Source organism: Sediminibacillus terrae, from assembly GCF_009602435.1.
GTDB lineage: Bacteria > Bacillota > Bacilli > Bacillales > Amphibacillaceae > Sediminibacillus > Sediminibacillus terrae.
In genome coordinates this window covers 153,424-173,775 of record NZ_VZDQ01000023.1, presented here as the reverse complement: position 1 = coordinate 173,775, position 20,352 = coordinate 153,424, and the positions used below count along the sequence as shown (strand labels likewise).

At 46.2% G+C, this 20,352-nt stretch carries 13 protein-coding genes; 5 read left to right on the top strand and 8 right to left on the bottom strand.

The features are described from left to right. Window positions 1-23: 23 nt before the first annotated feature. Window positions 24-1,709: a glycoside hydrolase family 13 protein gene (locus tag F6X55_RS09910; RefSeq protein ID WP_026571187.1), complete on the bottom strand. Its 1,686-nt coding sequence runs from the start codon at window positions 1,707-1,709 to the stop codon at window positions 24-26. An 83-nt stretch (window positions 1,710-1,792) separates the two neighbouring features. Further along, entirely contained in the window at window positions 1,793-2,803 is a 1,011-nt protein-coding gene (locus F6X55_RS09905; RefSeq protein ID WP_153463003.1) for a LacI family DNA-binding transcriptional regulator, read from the bottom strand. A gap of 307 nt (window positions 2,804-3,110) precedes the next feature. Between F6X55_RS09905 and zwf the strand changes: the two genes are divergently transcribed. After that, on the top strand, window positions 3,111-4,586 hold the full coding sequence (gene zwf, locus F6X55_RS09900; protein ID WP_153463001.1) for a glucose-6-phosphate dehydrogenase: 1,476 nt from the start codon (window positions 3,111-3,113) through the stop codon (window positions 4,584-4,586). Between the two features lie 370 nt (window positions 4,587-4,956). On the opposite strand, the gene gndA is transcribed toward zwf, so the two are convergent. Further along, entirely contained in the window at window positions 4,957-6,375 is a 1,419-nt protein-coding gene (gene gndA, locus F6X55_RS09895; RefSeq protein WP_026571184.1) for an NADP-dependent phosphogluconate dehydrogenase, read from the bottom strand. Window positions 6,376-6,781: 406 nt separating this feature from the next. Here gndA and F6X55_RS09890 point away from each other — a divergent pair, with 406 nt between their 5' ends. Then, window positions 6,782-8,329 carry an alkaline phosphatase gene (locus F6X55_RS09890; RefSeq protein WP_153462999.1) on the top strand — a complete coding sequence of 516 codons (1,548 nt, stop codon included), beginning with the start codon at window positions 6,782-6,784 and terminating at the stop codon, window positions 8,327-8,329. Between the two features lie 16 nt (window positions 8,330-8,345). Further along, window positions 8,346-8,990, top strand: a complete 645-nt coding sequence (locus tag F6X55_RS09885; RefSeq protein ID WP_026772151.1) for a class D sortase — start codon at window positions 8,346-8,348, stop codon at window positions 8,988-8,990. A 534-nt stretch (window positions 8,991-9,524) separates the two neighbouring features. Here F6X55_RS09885 and F6X55_RS09880 read toward each other — a convergent pair. The 5 genes from F6X55_RS09880 to F6X55_RS09860 form a co-directional block, all read right to left on the bottom strand. Beyond that, window positions 9,525-10,526, bottom strand: a complete 1,002-nt coding sequence (locus F6X55_RS09880) for a LacI family DNA-binding transcriptional regulator (RefSeq protein ID WP_026772150.1) — start codon at window positions 10,524-10,526, stop codon at window positions 9,525-9,527. 85 nt (window positions 10,527-10,611) lie between these two features. Next, on the bottom strand, window positions 10,612-11,373 hold the full coding sequence (locus F6X55_RS09875; protein WP_026571180.1) for an alpha/beta hydrolase: 762 nt from the start codon (window positions 11,371-11,373) through the stop codon (window positions 10,612-10,614). A 23-nt stretch (window positions 11,374-11,396) separates the two neighbouring features. Continuing rightward, window positions 11,397-12,218, bottom strand: a complete 822-nt coding sequence (locus tag F6X55_RS09870; protein WP_026571179.1) for a carbohydrate ABC transporter permease — start codon at window positions 12,216-12,218, stop codon at window positions 11,397-11,399. Between the two features lie 18 nt (window positions 12,219-12,236). After that, on the bottom strand, window positions 12,237-13,115 hold the full coding sequence (locus tag F6X55_RS09865) for a carbohydrate ABC transporter permease (protein ID WP_026571178.1): 879 nt from the start codon (window positions 13,113-13,115) through the stop codon (window positions 12,237-12,239). Between the two features lie 86 nt (window positions 13,116-13,201). Next, the gene (locus F6X55_RS09860; protein WP_153462997.1) at window positions 13,202-14,434 is read right to left on the bottom strand and encodes a sugar ABC transporter substrate-binding protein; all 1,233 of its coding nucleotides are present in this window, start codon (window positions 14,432-14,434) and stop codon (window positions 13,202-13,204) included. A gap of 295 nt (window positions 14,435-14,729) precedes the next feature. On the opposite strand from F6X55_RS09860, the gene bglX reads away from it, so the two are divergent. Then, the gene (gene bglX, locus F6X55_RS09855) at window positions 14,730-16,895 is read left to right on the top strand and encodes a beta-glucosidase BglX (RefSeq protein WP_153462995.1); all 2,166 of its coding nucleotides are present in this window, start codon (window positions 14,730-14,732) and stop codon (window positions 16,893-16,895) included. A gap of 18 nt (window positions 16,896-16,913) precedes the next feature. Further along, on the top strand, window positions 16,914-20,249 hold the full coding sequence (locus tag F6X55_RS09850) for a GH36-type glycosyl hydrolase domain-containing protein (protein WP_237648635.1): 3,336 nt from the start codon (window positions 16,914-16,916) through the stop codon (window positions 20,247-20,249). Window positions 20,250-20,352: the final 103 nt, after the last annotated feature.

Sequence of the window (20,352 nt, the reverse complement as noted above, 5' to 3'; positions counted from 1 at the left end):
GGGGGACTGACCCCATCATTAAGTCAGGTTAATTTATAAACAAATGTTTCATACGGTTGTAAGGCTACTTCGGACAGGTTCTCCTGACCGGTCCGTTTCCGGTTGTTCGTAATCAACAATTGCTGATGTTTTCCGTCTGTTATATTCCCGAAGCTGCGCTTTTGTGCATTGCTGCTGAAATTGCAGACAATCAGCAATGTTTCTTCCTTCATCGATCTGGTATAGGCAAAGATTTCTTCATCTTCCTCCAATAATAGCTGGTAATCCCCATGGACAATCGTTTCTTCTTGCTTCCGGAGTTCAATCAGCTTTTGATAAAAGTAGAAGATGGACTCCGGGTCTGCTAACGCCTTCTCGACATTGATTTCTTTATAATTCGGATTAACACTTAGCCATGGCTCCCCTGTCGTAAATCCGGCATGTTCACTTCCGTTCCACTGGACCGGTGTCCTGGCATTGTCCCTCCCTCTAGCATAGATTGCTTCCAGCAGTTTTGCCGAATCAACCCCTTCATCTTTCATCCGTTCTTCATACCAGTTCAGCGTTTCGATATCCCGGCATTCTTCTATCGAAGGAAACGGTACGTTTGTCATCCCGATTTCTTCGCCCTGATAAATGTACGGTGTCCCCTTCATCATATGCAGGCAAACAGCCAGCATTTTTGCCGATTGCTCGCGATATTGCCCATCATCCCCGAACCGGGATACCGCCCGTGGTTGGTCATGGTTATTCCAATACAGGCTGTTCCATCCCTTTTTCTCCAGTCCTTTTTGCCACTTGGACATGATTTCCTTCAGTTCTGTCAACTTCCATGGGAGGTTGTCCCATTTTCCGTTCGGTCCATCCCCTAGTCCGACATGTTCAAAATGGAAAACCATCTGCAGCTCATTCCGATCTTCAGCAGTGAACTTCTTCGCTTCTTCTACTGTAACACCAGGCATTTCGCCTACTGTCAAGATGTCATACTTGGATAAAACTTTCTGATTCATTTCCTGTAAAAACTCGTGGATTCTCGGTCCCTGTACGAAGAATCTGCCACCATCAGCAAAACGCTGACCCGGTTCCGCTTCTCCATCCGGGAAGCGTTGATCTTTGGATAGAAAGTTGATGACATCCATCCGGAACCCATCGACCCCTTTGTCGAGCCACCAGCGCATCATCTGGTACACTTCTTCCCTGACGTCAGGATTTTCCCAATTCAAGTCCGGCTGTTTTTTACTAAAAAGATGTAAGTAGTATTCATCCGTTTTTTCATCGTACTGCCAAGCCGAGCCGCTGAAAGCCGACACCCAGTTGTTTGGTTCTCTGCCATCTTTTCCTGGCTTCCAAATATAATAATCCCGTTTCGGGTTATCTTTGGATGAACGGGACTCGACAAACCAGGCATGTTCATCGGAAGTATGATTGACAACCAAGTCCATGACCAGCTTCAAACCGCGCTGGTGCATTTCCTCCAACAATTCATCAAAGTCACCCATCGAACCAAATTCTTTCATAATTTCACGATAATTCCGGATGTCATAGCCATTGTCATCGTTCGGCGAATCATAAACCGGCGATAGCCAGATTACGTCCACACCTAGTTTTTTCAAGTAATCAAGCTTCTCGGTGATCCCTTTGATATCACCAATGCCATCGCCATTACTGTCATGGAAGCTTCTTGGGTAAATCTGATAAATAACACTCTCTTTCCACCATTGTTCACTCATCTTTTCTCTCCTCCTCGATTGAAGTAAACGTTTACTCTATTTCGTGTACAAGATGGCTTGCTGGTTTACGCAAGCCATTCTCCTTAGACCAACTGCTTCACTGATTGTCGCTCAATGATACGATGCGGCATGATGATGCTTTTTCCGGGTGTCCCAGTTTCCATTCCTTCGAACAGTAATTCTGCTGCCTTTTTCCCCATTTCCCATAATGGTTGTTCCACCGTTGTCAGTGGCGGGATGGCCATTTCCGAAATTTTTAAGTTGTCATAACCGATTATCGACAGTTCAGTCGGAACTCGGATATTCATTTGGTAAGCTGTTGAAAGTGCCCCTACCGCGATTTCATCACTTGCAGCAAATACGGCAGTGACACCCGTCGCCGCTTCGATAAGTCTTGCGAACAACGATCTGCCGTCCTCGTAGGAAAATCCTTCCGCCGCATAAACAGGCGAATCCTCCCCTTTCAATCCATAGTCACGCAAAGCTTCCTTGAAACCATCTATCCGGGGTTTTCCCGCTACGCTATCTTCGGGATTGCCACTTAACATGGCAATGCGTCGATGGCCTTGTTGGATGAGATATGCAGTAGCAGTGTAGGCAGCATCCTTATCGTCCACCTTTACATATGGAAGCTGATACTTCTTTGATTTTGTCGATACCAGTACAGCTGGAACATTCATTGCGACAATCGCTTCATAGTACGCCTCTGTCAATACAGAACTGCCGAAGATGATTCCTTCGACCCGTTTTTCGGATAACAGCTGAAGATAATCCAGCGTTTTTTTCCCGCTGGACGAAGTATTGCAGAAGATTACACTATGCCCAAGCCGATGCGCCACCTCTTCTACCCCATAGAGCAGTTCGGATGTCAACATGCCGGACACGTCAGGAAACAACACTCCGATTGTTTGCGTTTTGTTATTGATCAATCCCCTTGCAACAGCATTTGGCCGATAGTCCAGCTCTTTTACAGCCTCCATCACCAATTTTTCTGTTTTAGCAGAATAACCGACAGAAGTATGATTTAAAATCCGCGACACCGTGGCAATCGATACATTGGCATGTTTGGCTACATCTTTGATGGTTGGTTTCATAGTATTCTCCCTTTATCAAACAAAGAGTAAACGCTTTCTTTTTCTTATGTTTGTAAGTTTACTTAATCGCTGTCAGGGTGTCAACGAAACTGTCGGGAATTATCTGAAAAAAGAAAGCGAATTCGTAAACGTTTACCTGAAATTATGCGCCAAATCGGGGTTCAATAATTTTGTCATTCGTAGTTAACATGGTATGGTAGAAAGAAACGTCTCCTTATTACTTTTCATAGTGAAAAGGCGTTTTTAATCATTCATCTATCACATACTAAATAGTAACTATAAATGATAAAGTGAGGTCAAGAACGTTATGAGCGAGGACAATCCAAAATCCATACTTGTTATATTTGGAGCAACTGGAGATTTGGCGAACCGTAAGTTGTTCCCTTCCATTTACCGACTATATAAAAACGGCAAGCTGTCAGAAGACTTTGCTGTCGTCGGTGTCGCACGCCGGCCGCATACCAACGAATCGTTCCGGGAAAATGTCGAACAGTCTGTTAAAGCTTCAAGACCGGATAACGAAGAGATCAACGATAGGTTCTTTTCTCATTTTTACTACCAGCCATTCGATGTGACCGACCTGGCTTCCTATCAGGAATTAAAAAATCTCCTGGAACGTCTTGATGAAAAACATCATACCGAAGAAAACAGGATATTCTACTTGGCCATGGCTCCTAACTTCTTTGGAACCATTGCAGAAAATTTAAAGAATGAAGGACTGACGGATACCAAAGGGTGGTCACGCCTCGTTATCGAGAAGCCTTTTGGCCATGATTATCCTTCGGCTAAACAACTGAATGAACAAATCCGCCAAGCTTTTGATGAAGAGCAAATATACCGGATCGATCATTATCTCGGCAAAGAAATGGTGCAAAATATCGAAGTGATCCGCTTTGCCAACGCCATTTTTGAGCCTTTATGGAACAATCAATACATCGACAATATTCAAATCACTTCAAGTGAAACGCTTGGAGTCGGCGAACGAGGACGCTACTACGATAAATCCGGGGCATTGCGGGACATGGTCCAAAACCACATGCTGCAAATGCTTGCCCTTCTGGCAATGGAGCCCCCGATCAAACTCACTCCGGATGAAATACGTAGTGAAAAAATCAAAGTACTGCGGGCATTAAGGACGATGACGCCCGAGACTGTCGATGATTACTTTGTACGCGGACAGTATGGTGCGGGCCTTACCAATGGAGAACAAGTAGAAGGTTACCGGGATGAAACGGCAATTGACTCCGAATCCAACACAGAAACCTTTGTCGCCGGAAAACTGTTAATCGATAACTTCCGCTGGGCCGGGGTACCATTCTACATACGTACCGGAAAAAGAATGGCTGCCAAGGCAACAGAGATTGTCGTCCAATTCAAAGAACTGCCGATGAACTTGTACTTTAATAAAGGAAAAGACATACAGCCGAACCTTCTGGTCATCCATATCCATCCGGATGAAGGGGTCACCCTCCATTTGAACGCAGAAAAACGCGGAGTCGGTACGACCTCCACTCCAGTCAAATTGAACTACTATAGCCATAACGGCGATAAAATCAACACACCGGAGGCATATGAAGTCCTGTTATACGATTGCATGCTCGGGGATTCCACCAACTTCACGCATTGGGACGAAGTTGCTCTGTCCTGGAAGTTCGTCGATGTCATTTCCCAAGCCTGGACTGCCAAGAAAGCAGATTTCCCTAACTATGAGTCTGGGTCCATGGGGCCGAAAGCTGCAAATGAGCTACTGGAAAACGATGGATTCCATTGGTGGTCCATATAAGAATTTGCTAATGAAAGAACCGAAAACCTGTTTCAGTTGAACTGGTTTTCGGTTCTTTTTTGCATGTAAAATCCCTGACCGATTAAATCGGTCAGGGATTCTTTTTGCTTATATTCAATCGACCTTTTCAACGAACACCAACGCCGAACTTCCCGTTGAGGGAGCTCGAGGGAGCTGCTCTGCACGTCGCTGATCGGGTCGCCTCCACTTTTCTTTGTCCGGCTACGGCTCCCTAGCGACTAGTAACCTTCCCTCACCTCCGTACGATAAGTCATGCTTGAAAAGGAAATACACCTTTTCGGCTTTCCTTTATCTCCTACGGTTCAGTCCAGCTTTTACGTCGCTGATCGGGTCGCCTCCGCTTTTCTTCCTACTTCATCCATTCGGTATGGAAAATGCCTTCTTTGTCCAGACGCTGATAAGTATGGGCGCCGAAGTAATCGCGTTGGGCCTGCAGCAGGTTGGCTGGCAGTTTTTCCGTGCGATAACTGTCGTAATAAGCCAATGCGCTGGAGAAAGCCGGTACTGGGATTCCCCGCTTGATGGCGATAGCCAGTACTTCACGCAGAGATTCTTGGTAGTTTTCTACAATATCTTTGAAATATGGATCAAGCAGCAGGTTGGTCAAACCTGGCTCGCGGTCATAAGCCTCTTTGATTTTTTGCAAGAATTGCGCGCGGATGATGCAGCCTCCACGGAAAATCATGGCGATATCGCCGTAGCGAAGATTCCAGTCATATTCCTCAGAAGCGGAACGCATTTGGGCGAACCCTTGGGCATACGAGCAAATTTTACTCATATACAGCGCTTTACGTACTGCTTCCACCAATTCTTTCTTGTCACCGTCGAAGGATGCTTTGGCCATTTCCGGTCCACTCAGCACTTTGCTCGCTTTGACGCGTTCTTCCTTCATCGCCGAAATAAAGCGGGAGAAAACACTTTCCGTAATGATCGGAAGCGGCACGCCCAGGTCAAGCGCACTTTGGCTCGTCCATTTTCCGGTTCCCTTTTGACCTGCAGTGTCAAGAATCATATCTACAAGTGGTTTTCCGGTTTCTTCGTCCATTTTCGTGAAGATATCTGCGGTGATTTCGATCAAATAGCTGTCCAGCTCCCCTTTGTTCCAATCCGCAAACACTTCATGCAATTCCTCGGCACTCAATCCTAATACATGCTTCAAAATGAAGTATGCTTCAGAAATCAATTGCATGTCCCCATATTCAATTCCATTATGGACCATTTTCACATAGTGTCCGGCTCCGTCCGGGCCAATATACGTAGTACAAGGCTCTCCATCCACTTTCGCTGCAATTGCTTCTAAAATTGGCTGCACCTTGTCAAATGCCTCTTTCTGCCCGCCAGGCATGATGGATGGCCCCTTCAAAGCACCTTCTTCCCCACCGGATACACCGGTACCGATGAAATGAAGACCCGATTCAGCCAACTCTTTATTTCTGCGAATGGTATCTTTAAAGAATGTATTTCCGCCGTCAATCAAAATATCCCCATCATCTAAATGAGGTTTCAGCGACTCGATGGTTGCGTCGGTGGCTGCACCAGCTTTCACCATCAGTAATATTTTTCTTGGCTTTTCCAATGAAGCGACAAACTCCTCGATTGTTTCAGAACCAACAAAGTTCTTTCCTTTCGCTTCATTGTTTAAAAAGTCTGCTGTTTTCTCATAAGAACGATTGAAAACAGAAACGGAGTAACCTCTGCTCTCTATATTCAATGCAAGGTTTTTACCCATCACCGCTAAACCAATGACACCTATTTGTTGCTTTGCCATACGAATTCGACCCTTTCTTCCTGCATTTTTTACTTTGTTTCCCTAGTTTGGCTGCCTTGAACGCTGCCTATGTAGCTTGGCATTGTTTCTTAATACCTCTACTATACGGAATTCAAAAATCGCTTGCAAACAATCCCTTTTCCGCTTTTAGCCACCTTGCCAGATGAAACACTACTTTCTAAGTATACCATGGTTCCATCGTCGGAGTGAATTGCAAAGAATCGTGTCGAAAAACCTCCGGAAGTCGAACTTCCCTTTCCGGGGACAGTCCCTCTTTCCCACACAACCTGAAATAGTCCCTTTCTGACGTTTGGCAAATTTGTTTCTTTTTCCCCAGTTTGCCGCAGGTTAAACCGGGAATTCACTCAGTAAGCATTGCCATTTTTCTTTTTAGGAGGGACTGAATGTGAAAAAGCGTAATTGGACAAAAAAATGGGTGGTTGCTTCAGCTTTGGCGGCCCTTGCTTTTGGAACGACCACGACTTCTACATACCATGCAAGCGCTGAAGTAAACGAACAGCCGGAAGTGAAAAATGTCATTTTTATGATTGGTGACGGAATGGGGCCTGCTTACCAGACTGCATACCGCTACTTCAAGGATGACCCGGAGACACAGCAAATGGAGAATACATTTTTTGATTCTTATTTGACCGGGATGCAGACCACCTATTCTGCCGATGCATATTTTGACGGCGGTGAAGAAGACGAAAAAGAAAACATTCCGGATTCAGCTGCCACAGCAACAGCAATGTCTTCCGGCGTGAAAACGTACAATGGAGCGATTGCAGTCGATTTGGAAAAACATGAAACCAAAACCGTCCTGGAAGCCGCCAAGCAACACGGAAAAGCCACCGGTCTGGTTGCTACTTCCCAAATAAACCATGCCACTCCTGCGGCATTCGGCACCCATGATGAATCGCGTAATAATTATGATCAAATTGCGGATGATTATTTCGACAATCTCGTAAACGGAGAACACGCAGTGGATGTTCTCCTTGGTGGCGGCACAGACTTCTTCATTCGTGATGATCGCGATTTGACCAAAGAATTCAAAAAGGATGGCTACAGCTACATCGATACCAGAAAAAAGCTGCTTCAAAATAAGGATGAACAGGTACTCGGATTATTTGCTCCCGTGGGGCTCGACAAAGCGATTGATCGCACAGAGGATCAGCCGTCCCTGGCGGAAATGACGATGTCTGCATTGGATCGTCTTAAAAATGATGAAGACGGATTTTTCCTGATGGTAGAAGGAAGCCAGATTGACTGGGCCGGACATGACAATGATATTGTTGCTGCCATGAGTGAGATGGAAGACTTTGAACAAGCTTTCTCCAAAGCGATAGATTTTGCCGAGCAGGACGGAGAAACGCTGGTGGTGGCAACTGCCGACCATTCAACTGGCGGGCTATCCGTCGGACGTGACGGGGAATATCAGTGGCATCCCGAAGTGTTACAAGCGGCGGAGAAAACCCCTGACTATATGGCCGAACAGATTGCGGGTGGTGCAGAAATCGAAGCCACATTGGCAGAAAACATCCAGCTTGATTTGACAGATGATGAAATCGAAGCTGTCCGGGCAGCTTACGAGGAAGCGAAGGACCAGGAAGAGGAAGATCTCATCCTGGCTGTCGATGCTGCAATCGAAAACATTTTTGACATGCGTTCCGGTACAGGATGGACGACCGAAGGACATACTGGGGTGGACGTCCCGGTATATGCGTTCGGACCAGGAGCTGAACACTTTTCCGGTCACATTGATAATACAGATAACGCAGAAAACATTTTCCGTTTAATGGGGATAGGAGATAAGGAGACAGGTGACCAGCTAGCAGATACGGCATCCAGTCATCCAATCGGTATCCTGTTTGGTTCTGTTGTCAGTATGTTAGGAGCACTGCTGTTTATCAGAAGGAAGAAACCGCACGGATCAGCTGAGTCACAGGAGAGCTAAGGTGGGTGGACCCCTCATGAAATATTTTTTCGGAATAGCGCTGTTTGCCATCGGTTTGGCGATAACCGGATGGCATGGGTATAAATGGTGGGAAGAATCAACAGTGGTGACGGTTGATCGAACGGCAGCCAGATCCGTCTCCCAACATTGGAATGATTCAAACATCCAGGAATCGCTGCAGCGTTACACGACATCTGAAGACCGGACCAGGGTAAGCTCCACACAAATCTTCAGGAAAGGAGAAAAAGTCGGGGAACTGACCATCCCCAAGCTGGAAAAGATTTATCCGGTTTTTTGGGGAACGGACAAACAAACCCTTAAAAACGGTGTCGGTATGTACGCCTCTGAGACTATGAAACAACCCGGCCAACTTGGCCATACCGGCTTAGCCGGTCACCGGGATACTGTTTTTACGGGGTTGGACGACATGCAGCCGGGTGATAGAATATATCTTGATTTTCAGGATATATTCTATGAATACCAAATACGCAAAACCTGGATCACCGACGCTGATGACCGCTCTGTCCTCATCGAGAAACAAACACCGACACTGACCTTGACGACCTGCTATCCATTTGACTTTATCGGATCCGCACCAAACCGATATATCATCCAGGCGGAATTGATAGGAAAACATGTTAAAGAAGAGTCAACGACATAGAAAGTATTTTCTGATTCCAGTCCGACAATAGCCTTTTTTATAGTTGGTTCCATAGGCCATTTCAGAAGAATAAAGGACTCCGGGCTGATTTTTCATCTTCGTCACTGTTCTAGATACAAATAAGCTGAGGGGGCTGAAGCCGTGCCCGGGGAACGTGCAGTATCTTGCCATAGTGATGCAAAGCACGCTCAAACAATAGGATAAAAAGAAGTTCTTCTACGGAACACACAAATAAAACCGAACGGAACCGTTCGGTTTTTGCATTGGCGGCCACGCTTTTGTCCCGGCCCGTTCCTTTTTATTAAAGTAAGTTCATAAGAGTCGCTTTTTATCATCGCTGGCTACTTGCGATTCAGTCCATGCTTCCTTTTTAAATGCCCGAACAGGTTTCAACAGATCATTTCCTTTCCACTGGAAAGATGCCAAATATATTAAGGTCTGCAGCAGACAAACTGATTAGGTGAGACACTACAGAGTGAGCTCACAAGCAGACCGCCGAGCGAAATCGCATTAACTGCCGCACCATACGAATACTTACCTTGAATGGGAATGATCTTTCACAGAACTTCGCTCAATCAATTCCGTGGACAAATTGTAATGATCTTCCACCTTCTCACCGGCAAGCACTTGAAAAATCAAGTGAACCGCCAACGCGCCCGCCTCATATTTCGGCTGCCGGATGGTAGTGAGCGGCGGCGAAACATGCTCGGAAAGCTGGATATCGTCAAAACCGATCACCGAAATATCATCCGGAACACTGATTCCTTTTTCAGCAAAAGCCTGCAGTCCGCCGATAGCCATTTCATCGTTGGCAAAAAAGACAGCATCCGGCAGGTTCTGCTGGGCAATCAGCATTTTGGTGGAAAAATAGCCGCTATCTCTTGTGAAGTCCCCGGAAATTTTTAAACGGGAGGAAAAAGGCACATTCCGCTTTTCCAATGCCTCGCGATAGCCGGAAAGTCTTCGCTCGTTATCATGCGAATTATTCGGCCCGCTGATATAGGCAATTTCTTTCATCCCACGATCAAGCAGATAATTGGTCGCCATACGTGCCCCCTCCGTATTATCAACCTCCACTTGAATCACATGGTCATGCTGAAGATTGCGGTCCAGCACCACAATCGGAAAATCAGGCCGTGCGGAATCCAGAATCACTTCATCGGTAATATTGTGTGCCAGTACAACCACACCGTCCGCTCGTTTTTCTTTCAAAAATTTCACCGCTGTCGACTGCTGACCACCGATAGAACTGCAAGCGATCAAATCGTAACCATTTGCCGCGGTCACTTCCTGAACCCCTTTAATCAATTCCGAATAATAGGGTCCGGACAAATCACTCAAGATCAGCACAATCGTTTTCGTTTTGGTTCTTTTCAAATCCGAAGCAAACCCATTTTTCTGATAGTTCAATGAACGGGCAGCTTCCTCGACTTTTTTTCTGGTGGCGGCACTTATCTTCGCACTGTTGTTCAATGCATAGGAAGCCGTCGAAATCGCCACACCTGCAAGTTTTGCCACATCTTTTATCGTCGCCATAAACTATAGCCTCCATACCAGTATCTATATTCTAGTTTAACAAATGGAAGCCCTTTATTTATCCCCCACTGCGAAAGAATTGGAATTATTTTACCGGAAGCCAGCGCAACACCCGCTGAATCACTTGATCCCAATACTGCCACTCATGGTCGCCCGGTCCGAAATCTGTCGTCAATGCAAACGACGTCTCTTTGCAGGCATGCAAAAAACGCCGATTATGCTCATATAAAAAATCTTCCGTGCCGCAGGCCTGATAAAGCGCCGGCTTCTCTTTCACGCTTTTGTCCAGCCGTCTAAGCTGATACAACAAATCATCGACCGTTCCGGATATATCTTCATCGCCAAAAACCAGGGATAGATACCTCGATTTGTCGGAATTCTCCTGACGCACATTTTGCAAATGATACACCATATCGGTCACGCCGGACAAGCTTGCTGCAGCTGCAAACCGTTCAGGATGGTTGAGCGCCCACTTCAATGCGCCGAATCCACCCATCGACTGGCCGGCTACAAAATTATCCTCCCTTTTCGCGGACAGCGGAAACAGGGATCGGGCAGTTTTCGGCAGTTCTTCTGTCAAGAACGTCCAGTAGCTGCCTCCGTACTTCATATCGGCATAATAGCTATTATCCACCGCCGGCATCACCACAGCCAGTTTCTTTTCTTCTGCATAGCGTTCCAGCGACGTGCACCTTGTCCAAGCTGTATGGTTATCGCTAAAACCATGCAATAAATACAGGGTGGGGTGCCCTGTGCCATCAGGACGGCGTTCTTGCGGCAGGATGACCTTCATTTCCATATTTTTGGATAACACTTCCGAACCAAAGTTACATTCAATCAGAGCCATACAATCGCTCCCCTCGCATCTTTTTACTTAATTCCGGATACATTGAAGCCTTCCACGATATATTTCTGGAAAATCATGAATATCACGACGATCGGGACAACCATAAACGCTGAACCAGCCATTTGTAATCCGTAATTCGTCACATTTTCGTCCTGCAACAACGCCAACCCGACAGACAAAGTATACAGCGACTCATCATTTGCCACGATCAACGGCCATAAGAAGCTGTTCCAGGAAGCGATAAAGGTAAGAATGACCTGCACTGCCAATATCGGCTTGGCAAGCGGGATAATCAACTTGAAGAAAATATAAAACTCACCGGCACCGTCCAGCCGGGCCGCTTCTATCAAATCATCCGGGATCGTCACCATAAACTGCCGGATCAAAAATATATTAAAGGCAGCAATCAAACCTGGCAGAATGATTCCCGCCATCGTATTGGTCAGCCCCATTTCATTTAAAATAAGATAGGTCGGAATCATGGTGACCTGGCCGGGAATCATCATCGTGACGAGGACAATCATGAACCATCCTTCTTTGAACCGGAAATCGAATTTCCCGAATCCATAGCCGGCCATTGTATTCAATAACAAACCAAGCATTGCGAAAAGCACGATGATCAAGGTATTGATCAAGTAAACGCCAAAGTTCAGATTTTGGAATAACTCAATATAATGTTCGAAGGTCGGGTTTTCCGGAAACAATGTCGGCGGTATGCTCAGTACCTCTCTGTCGTTTTTAAAAGAACTGAGAATCATCCAGATAAACGGCAGGGAGACGAGCAGACCACCTGCGAACAGGATAAAAAGCACAACTGCTCTCTCAAATTTATTTTTCAATTCCATAGCGGCACCTCACTAGGTTTAGTCTGTTTTCCTCAGTTTAAATTGAACGAGTGTAGCTACAATGACAATAGCGAACAGCACGAAGGACGCTGCAGCTCCATAACCGAACTGACTATACTGGAAGCCTTCCTGATAAATGAATAAAGCCATCGAATTCGTTCCGTTCAACGGCCCCCCGTTTGTCATGACGAAAGGTTCTTCGAAAAATTGCAGCCAGCCAATCAAGGTGGTCACGGTGACAAAAAAGGTGGCAAATCCCATGGATGGCAAGGTGATTTTGAAAAACTTCTGAATTCTGTTCGCCCCATCGATGTCTGCTGCTTCATAGTACATTTTCGGTATTGATTGCAATGCTGCCAGGAATATCAGCATGCTTACCCCGTTACTTTTCCAAACCGCCAGCAGAATCAAGGACAGTCTGGCAACAACCGGCTCCTCCAGCCAAGGTACGGAATCGACATTGATCAAGGACAACAGATAATTGAACAAACCATATTCTTGATTGTACAGAAAACTCCAAACCACCGCGATTGCTACGATATTGGTGATGGATGGAACATAATAGACAACCCGGAATGTGGAGGATACCCAGTTATTAAAGAAATTCAGCAAAACGGCAATCAACAGGGAACTGCCGACCGCCAACGGCACACCGATAATCACATAAAAAAAGGTATTCCCCATGGCTTGGAGAAATTTCTCATCTTGAAACAATTGGACAAAGTTATCAAAACCGACAAAATTTATTTGCGACCAGTTCGCCAGGCCGCTCAAGTTCATATCCGTGAAACTGATACCAAGCGAGACTAGAATCGGTGCAAAAGAAAATACAAACAGTAATAAGACAGCGGGTCCAATAAAAAGAAACGGCGTAATATTGAACTTACTTTTGTTCATCCTGGTCCTCCCTTCAACCATTCACAAGGAAGCAAGGTGCAAGCATTGATGATGCGCACACCTTGCATACAATATGTTCCGACAGTTTATTTTGATAGAATGCTTGACACTTGATTGCGGTACTCTTCCAACGCTTTATCGATATCGGCGTCATTCCGGTTGATTTGTTCCAGTGTATCGATCAGTTCCTGTGCCATTGTTTCGAACTCAGGAATTACCGGGACCGCTTGAGTCGATTCTAGCTGCTTGCCGAACGTGCTGATTTTATCATCATCAGCAAGTTCAGGATCCTCCCACGCTTCCATATTTGCGGGCAATTCTGTAACCGTGTCATACCAGGAAACCTGTGTTTCCGGATCCGCCATCCAGTTGATGAAATCAAGTGCCTCGTCCACTTTTTCTGTATTGTTAAATACAGTCCAGTGCGCCCCGCCGATCATTGATTTGTTATTCTCTGCTTCCGGCATGACATGAACGTCCCACTGTCCTTCCAGCTCTGGAATTTGTTCATTGATGGAGTTGATTTCCCAAGGCCCACTGAAAAACATCGGTTTCGAGCCATCACTGAACGCCTGGTAAAGCTGTTTCCCTTCAGTCAGCTGAGCCATTCCTTCTTCAAAGAACGTATGATGCAATTCGACCCCTTCTTTAAATCCCGTTTTTTCAAAGTTGGCCGCCCCTTCCCCTTCTTCATATTGCCAGCCATTCTCCCATGCCAGCATGAACGGGAAGTTTTGGTCCACCTGAGGAATCTCGATCCCATATTGATCGTCTCCGCGTGCAGCCAATTGCGTTGCCGCGTCTTTTACGTCTTCCCATGTTTCGGGTCCTTCCGGATATCCGACTTCCTCTAACAGATCTGTTCGGTAATACAAAACACGCGTATCTACATACCATGGAATTCCGATAGTTTGGCCATCGTATTTTGTCGTTTCTACAGCACTTTCATAAAAATTATCCGGATTGAAGTTTGGATATTCATCGATGTAGTCCGTCAAATCCAAAAATGTACCCGCCTCGGCAAACTCAGCCACCCAAGTAGTACCGATTTGCAGAACATCCGGGCCTTTTCCAGATGCCACAGCGGTCAGCAGTTTATCATGTGCATTGTCCCAAGGTATTGCTTGTACTTCCACTTTGACTCCACTTTCATCTTCATATTCTTTTACAAAGTCCTCTAACTCTGGCGTCATGGTCCACACCGTTATTGTATCTTTATCAGACGATCCACCTGATGACCCATTGGAAGAACAGGCTCCCAACACCAATACGGCTGCAAGCATCACGACGAGCAAAGATCCAAGTTTCTTTTGTTTCATTGCCTCTCCACTCCTTTTTTCTTTGTTAATTGAAACGTTTCGATAACCGTATTATAAATCTAACTGAAATCGGTTTCAACTATTATTTTTCATTTTTGATAAATTTCTTGAAAAATCCTCCTAAAACAACATATTTAATAATAGTATGGTTTGTTTTTATAATAAATTATTTTGTGCTTTTCTATTGAAACGTTTCTATAAATAGCATATAGTAGTCAGTGAAATCGATTCCAATTTATACATTGGAATAGAACGTACTAGCACAATATCACGTATTGACACAGGAGGTAACCATATGTCAGAACAATCACTCGATCGGCTATTAAAAGAAATGACGATTGATGAGAAGATCGCTCAACTCATGCAGTTGGCCGCACCTTTTTTCAAAGGGAGTTCCGCTAAAGGGGAAATCACCGGTCCAATGGAAGAAATGGGAATCGACGAATCCGTCGTCAAGAATGCCGGTTCTGTTCTAGGCGCTTCGGGCGCTAAAGAAATCAAAGCAATCCAGAAGCAGCACTTGCAGGAAAACCGCCTCGGTATACCGTTGTTGTTTATGTCTGATATCATTCACGGCTATAAAACCATTTTCCCAGTGTCATTGGCAATCGGATGCTCATGGGATTTACAGCTAGCGGAAAAAAGCGCAGAAATCGCAGCCAAAGAAGCAGCTGTCTCAGGTGTCCACGTTACCTTTGCTCCAATGGTCGATTTGGTTCGCGATCCCAGGTGGGGACGGGTAATGGAATCAACCGGAGAAGATCCTTATCTGAATAGCGAATTCGCAAAAGCCCAAGTCCGGGGTTTTCAAGGAAAAGATCTCACCCACGATATAAACCGGGTCGCCGCCTGCGTAAAACACTTCGCTGCTTACGGGGCACCGGAAGGCGGGCGTGACTACAATACGGTGAACATGTCGGAACGGGAACTGCGGGAAACCTATTTGCCAGCTTACAAAGCAGCACTGGACGCAGGCAGCGAGATGGTGATGACGGCTTTCAACACCGTCGACGGCATTCCTGCTACCGGCAATCAAAAATTAATGCGGGACCTTTTGCGCGATGAATGGAATTTCGATGGGGTTCTGATTTCCGACTGGGGAGCAGTCAAGGAGATGATACCGCACGGAGTTGCCGAAGATGGCAAGGAAGCAGCCTTAAAAGCTATTAAAGCCGGTTTGGATATCGAAATGATGACCACCTGCTATGTGGATCATCTTCGCGACTTAATAGAAGCTGGTACGGTCGATGAAGCGTTGCTTGACGAAGCAGTCCTGCGTATCCTGCAGTTGAAGAAGAAGCTCGGTTTGTTTGAAAATCCTTACCGCGGGGCAGATGAAGCGAAAGAAAAAAGCCTCATCATGTCGGATGAACACCGGCAAGCTGCCCGGGAACTTGCCGCCAAATCAGCTGTACTGCTGAAAAACGACCATGTCCTTCCACTACAAAAACAGCAGCAAATCGCTTTGATCGGCCCGATGGCCGAAAGCGGGGATATTCTTGGCCAATGGTCTTGGAGGGGTTCACGGGAAGAAGCCGTTTCCTTAAGCGAAGGGATAAAGACGAAAATCGGCACAGACAACTTGCGAACGGCCCAGGGATGTGACATCGAATCGGCATCAGAGGCACAGCTGGCAGAAGCCATTGAAACCGCCAAGACGGCTGATATCGTTGTACTGGCATTGGGAGAGAGCTCGGAGATGAGTGGAGAAGCTGGATCACGTTCCAATATTCAACTGCCTCAGGCCCAACTCGATCTGATCAAGGCTGTTAAACAGCTGAACAAGCCGACGGTCGCTGTCCTGTTCAATGGACGTCCGCTGGACTTACACGGAGTTGCAGACCAGGCCGACGCAGTGCTCGAAGCATGGCAGCCAGGTACAGAGGGCGGGAATGCCATCGCAGACCTGCTGTATGGCGACATCAATCCATCAGGAAAGTTGACGATGTCATTCCCACATTCCGTGGGGCAAGTACCAGTGTATTATAATCATTTCAATACCGGGCGCCCGAAAGATGCCCCTGATGCCCAAGAACGCTATGTATCCCAATATCTAGATAGTCCGAATGACCCAATGTATCCATTCGGCTTCGGCTTGAGCTATACGACCTTCACCTATGACGATTTGGCTCTTAACGCAGAATCACTGACAGCAGGACAGGAGTTGACCGTCGCTGTGACTGTCACAAACTCCGGCCAGACACCAGGAGAAGAAATCGTGCAATTATACACACAGGATCACGTCGGCGAAGTAGTAAGGCCTTTAAAAGAGTTGAAAGGATTCCAGCGAATCAAACTGGAACCCGGAGAAAGCCGGGAGGTACAATTCTTGCTGACAGAAGAACAGCTTCGCTACCATCATGCCGATCTGGAATTCAAGAGTGATTCTGGTAAATTCACGGTTTATGTAGGAACGAACAGCAAGGAATGCCTTGCGGAATCATTCCATTTATCACGTTAATGCAGGAGGAGAAATTTCATGCCTAACACACCTCACCACTTCCAAGCAGGAGAAGTCAGCTTCTCCTTTATGGAAAGCGGAGATATTTTTCAAGTAACACATAACCAGACCCTGATCAATCAGTGGCTGGCCAATCCGATAGACGGAGCGTTGAACAATGTATATTTGCGGGTTCATCAACCAGATGGCACCGTCGTTTCCGTTCCCATGATCGGTGTGCAATCCAACAGCAAAATCGAGGTTGGCGAAAAAGAAATCGTCTGGAGCGGGACTTTTCAGGATATCGACTATCAAGTCCGCTTTCTTCCCGGTGAAAACAACTGTTGGTTTTGGGACATCACTCTTGACGGAAAGGGTAAAAAGGCAGACATCATTTATGGTCAGGACCTCGGACTTGCCGACAAAGGCGCAGTCCGGGCAAACGAAGCCTATATGTCCCAATACATGGATCATAAAGTGTTTAATGATGAGCAGAAAGGTTATGTCGTATGTACCAGACAAAACCAACCGCAAAGCGACGGATTTCCTTATCTGCAGCAAGGCTGTCTGCAAGGGGCCTCCGGCTTTTCCACGGACGGTTTCCAGTTCTTCGGTCTTTCTTATAAGACAACCAATCAACCGGAGGCATTGACGAAGCCGGAGCTGCAAAACGACATTTATCAATACGAATTCGCCTATACTGCGTTGCAATCCAAGCAAGTAACGCTGCACGGCAGCCACCGCTTCGTTTTTTACGGCCTTTTCAAACCGGATCATCCGGAGGCGGTGACTGCATTAGATTACCAGGAAGAAATCGAACAAGCATGGAAAGCGACAGAAAAACAAAAAGGATTTGAACGGAAGGCTGTCGACCGGGTTGTTCGATCGACTTCATTGGGTGAACCACTGCAAACACTGGAAATGACAGAACAGGAAATCGACCGCTATTTTCCGGATCGGCAATTGGAAGAGAAAGACCAAAACGGCTTGCTTTCCTTTTTCACCGATACGTATGAGCATATTGTCCTCAAACGCAAGGATACCATGGTCGAAAGGCCGCATGGCCACATTTTAATGAGTGGCGGGAACCATGTCGTACGGGACGATAACTTGTCTACCACTTCTTATATGTATGGCATTTTCAATTCGCAATTGGCAATCGGAAATGTCAACATGAATAAAATGATGACCAATGCCCGGAATCCGCTGAACATAGCCAAAACTCCGGGACAGCGGGTTTATATCGAGCTTGAAGGCAGCTATCGTCTGCTGACGATGCCTTCCTTGTTCGAAATCGGGTTCAACTACGCCCGCTGGTATTACAAATTGGAAAACGATACGATTATTATCACGAATTTTACTACTGTAGACAGTAAGCAGGTTCAACTGGAAGCAGCATCGCAAAGCGGGAGAGCTTATCGTTACCTGGTAACCAACCAAATGACCATGCAAAACAACGAATACGAAGTTCCGTTCCATTATGAGGTGGACAATCAAACCGTTACGTTCACGGCGGACAAATCAGCTGATAGTTCTTCTGTCTATCCCGCCCTAAATTATCAGCTGCATGTTGCTGGTGCGGAAGCAGAATTCGGTGACGAGCAAAAACTGGCCGATTCCATCAAAACCGGGGATGCTTCTCTGGTCGTCCTGACACTTGCTCCAGCTTCGGAATGGACGATCGTGATAACTGGCGGGCTCAGAAAAGAAAAATACTCTGCGGAAAAACGTTCTTCTGCACATGAGATAAAACGTTATCGTGAATATTTTCACGGGTTGCTTAACGACTTTCATTTACGTACTGATTCTGGCTCTAATGAAGCACTGGAGAAAGTCAACGCACTCGCCTGGTGGTACACCCATAATATGCTTGTCCATTTCTCAACCCCACACGGTCTGGAGCAATACGGCGGCGCAGCCTGGGGTACGCGCGATGTCTGTCAGGGGCCGACAGAGTATTTCATGGCCACCCAAAACGAACAAACAGTAAAAGAAATAATCAAGATGGTATATTCTCACCAATATCAGGAAAGTGGAAATTGGCCGCAGTGGTTCATGTTTGATCAATACAACACCGTTCAACAAGCTGATAGCCATGGCGATATTATCGTCTGGCCGCTTAAAGTGATCAGCGACTATGTAGAAGCTACAAACGACTATGCCATCCTTCAAACGAAGGTTCCCTATACAGACAGACACAACTTTGCTTTCACTGAAGAAACAGCGACCATTTTGGAACACGTCAAAAAACAGATTGCTTATATACAGGAACACTTTTTACATGATACCCATTTGTCCGCTTATGATGACGGCGACTGGGACGACACCCTGCAGCCTGCCAATCAGCAGTTGAAGCAATATATGGTCAGCAGCTGGACAGTGGCCTTGACCTACCAGGCTTTACAGCGTATGACAAGTGTCTTGAAAAAGGCTGGAGATCCACAAGTCGAGGAGATGGAAACACTGTTGGCTGGTGTCAAACAAGATTTCCAAACCTATGTCCTGCAGTCAGATGTGATACCCGGCTTTTTATACTTGGAGGATCCGGACAAACCGCAAATGATGCTGCATCCATCTGATACCGAAACAGGAATCGATTACCGCCTGTTGCCAATGCAGCGTGGGATCATTAGTGAACTGCTGACTCCTGAACAAGCCGAGCGGCATTATCAGTTAATAAAACAGCAGTTGTCATTCCCGGACGGCGTTCGATTGATGAACCGGCCGGCTAATTATTCCGGCGGGGTCAGCACTCATTTTAAACGGGCCGAGCAGGCAGCCAACTTTGGCAGAGAGATCGGGTTGCAGTATGTCCATGCCCATATTCGTTTTGTCGAAGCAATGGCCAAGCTAGGAAAAGCGGAAGAAGCATGGAATGGCTTGGATATCATCAATCCGATACAAATCCAGAAAGCCGTGCCGAATGCAGAACTGCGGCAAAGCAATGCTTACTTCAGCAGCTCCGACGGCAAATTCAAAACTCGGTATGATGCACAGGATAACTTCGGAAAACTCCGGAACGGCGAGGTTGCGGTGAAAGGCGGCTGGCGGATATATTCAAGCGGTCCCGGAATCTATATGAACCAGTTGATCACCAATGTGCTAGGAATCCGTCAGCAGTGGGGCGACCTTGTCATCGATCCGGTTCTACCTGATTCAATGGACAATCTCGAATTTGCGTTCCGTTTTTTAAACAAGCCGGTCACATTTGTTTTTCACATTGGCCAAAAAGAAAGACAGGTTCTGGTCAATGGTGAAAAAATGGCCGTGGAAGAAGCTTACAATCCGTACCGGCAAGGTGGACTTATTGTGAAAAAGGCAGCACTGGAGAGAACATTGCAGACAGATAAAAACAGCATCGAAATCTATATATAAAAATTTTACCGGCAACAGACTGACTCCTTTCAGTCCTGTTGCCGGTATTTTTTTTACTTTGTCAGTTAATTTCTGGTAAACTGGAAACAGCATCTACTAGAGG

Bases quoted from the DNA above. Each gene is read 5' to 3' on its own strand.
- F6X55_RS09905 (WP_153463003.1), bottom strand. From the start codon at position 2,803: ATGAAACCAACCATCAAAGATGTAGCCAAACATGCCAATGTATCGATT.
- gndA (WP_026571184.1), bottom strand. From the start codon at position 6,375: ATGGCAAAGCAACAAATAGGTGTCATTGGTTTAGCGGTGATGGGTAAA.
- F6X55_RS09910 (WP_026571187.1), bottom strand. From the start codon at position 1,709: ATGAGTGAACAATGGTGGAAAGAGAGTGTTATTTATCAGATTTACCCA.
- F6X55_RS09860 (WP_153462997.1), bottom strand. From the start codon at position 14,434: ATGAAACAAAAGAAACTTGGATCTTTGCTCGTCGTGATGCTTGCAGCC.
- F6X55_RS09875 (WP_026571180.1), bottom strand. From the start codon at position 11,373: ATGGCTCTGATTGAATGTAACTTTGGTTCGGAAGTGTTATCCAAAAAT.
- F6X55_RS09865 (WP_026571178.1), bottom strand. From the start codon at position 13,115: ATGAACAAAAGTAAGTTCAATATTACGCCGTTTCTTTTTATTGGACCC.
- F6X55_RS09885 (WP_026772151.1), top strand. From the start codon at position 8,346: ATGAAATATTTTTTCGGAATAGCGCTGTTTGCCATCGGTTTGGCGATA.
- bglX (WP_153462995.1), top strand. From the start codon at position 14,730: ATGTCAGAACAATCACTCGATCGGCTATTAAAAGAAATGACGATTGAT.
- F6X55_RS09870 (WP_026571179.1), bottom strand. From the start codon at position 12,218: ATGGAATTGAAAAATAAATTTGAGAGAGCAGTTGTGCTTTTTATCCTG.
- F6X55_RS09880 (WP_026772150.1), bottom strand. From the start codon at position 10,526: ATGGCGACGATAAAAGATGTGGCAAAACTTGCAGGTGTGGCGATTTCG.
- F6X55_RS09850 (WP_237648635.1), top strand. From the start codon at position 16,914: ATGCCTAACACACCTCACCACTTCCAAGCAGGAGAAGTCAGCTTCTCC.
- zwf (WP_153463001.1), top strand. From the start codon at position 3,111: ATGAGCGAGGACAATCCAAAATCCATACTTGTTATATTTGGAGCAACT.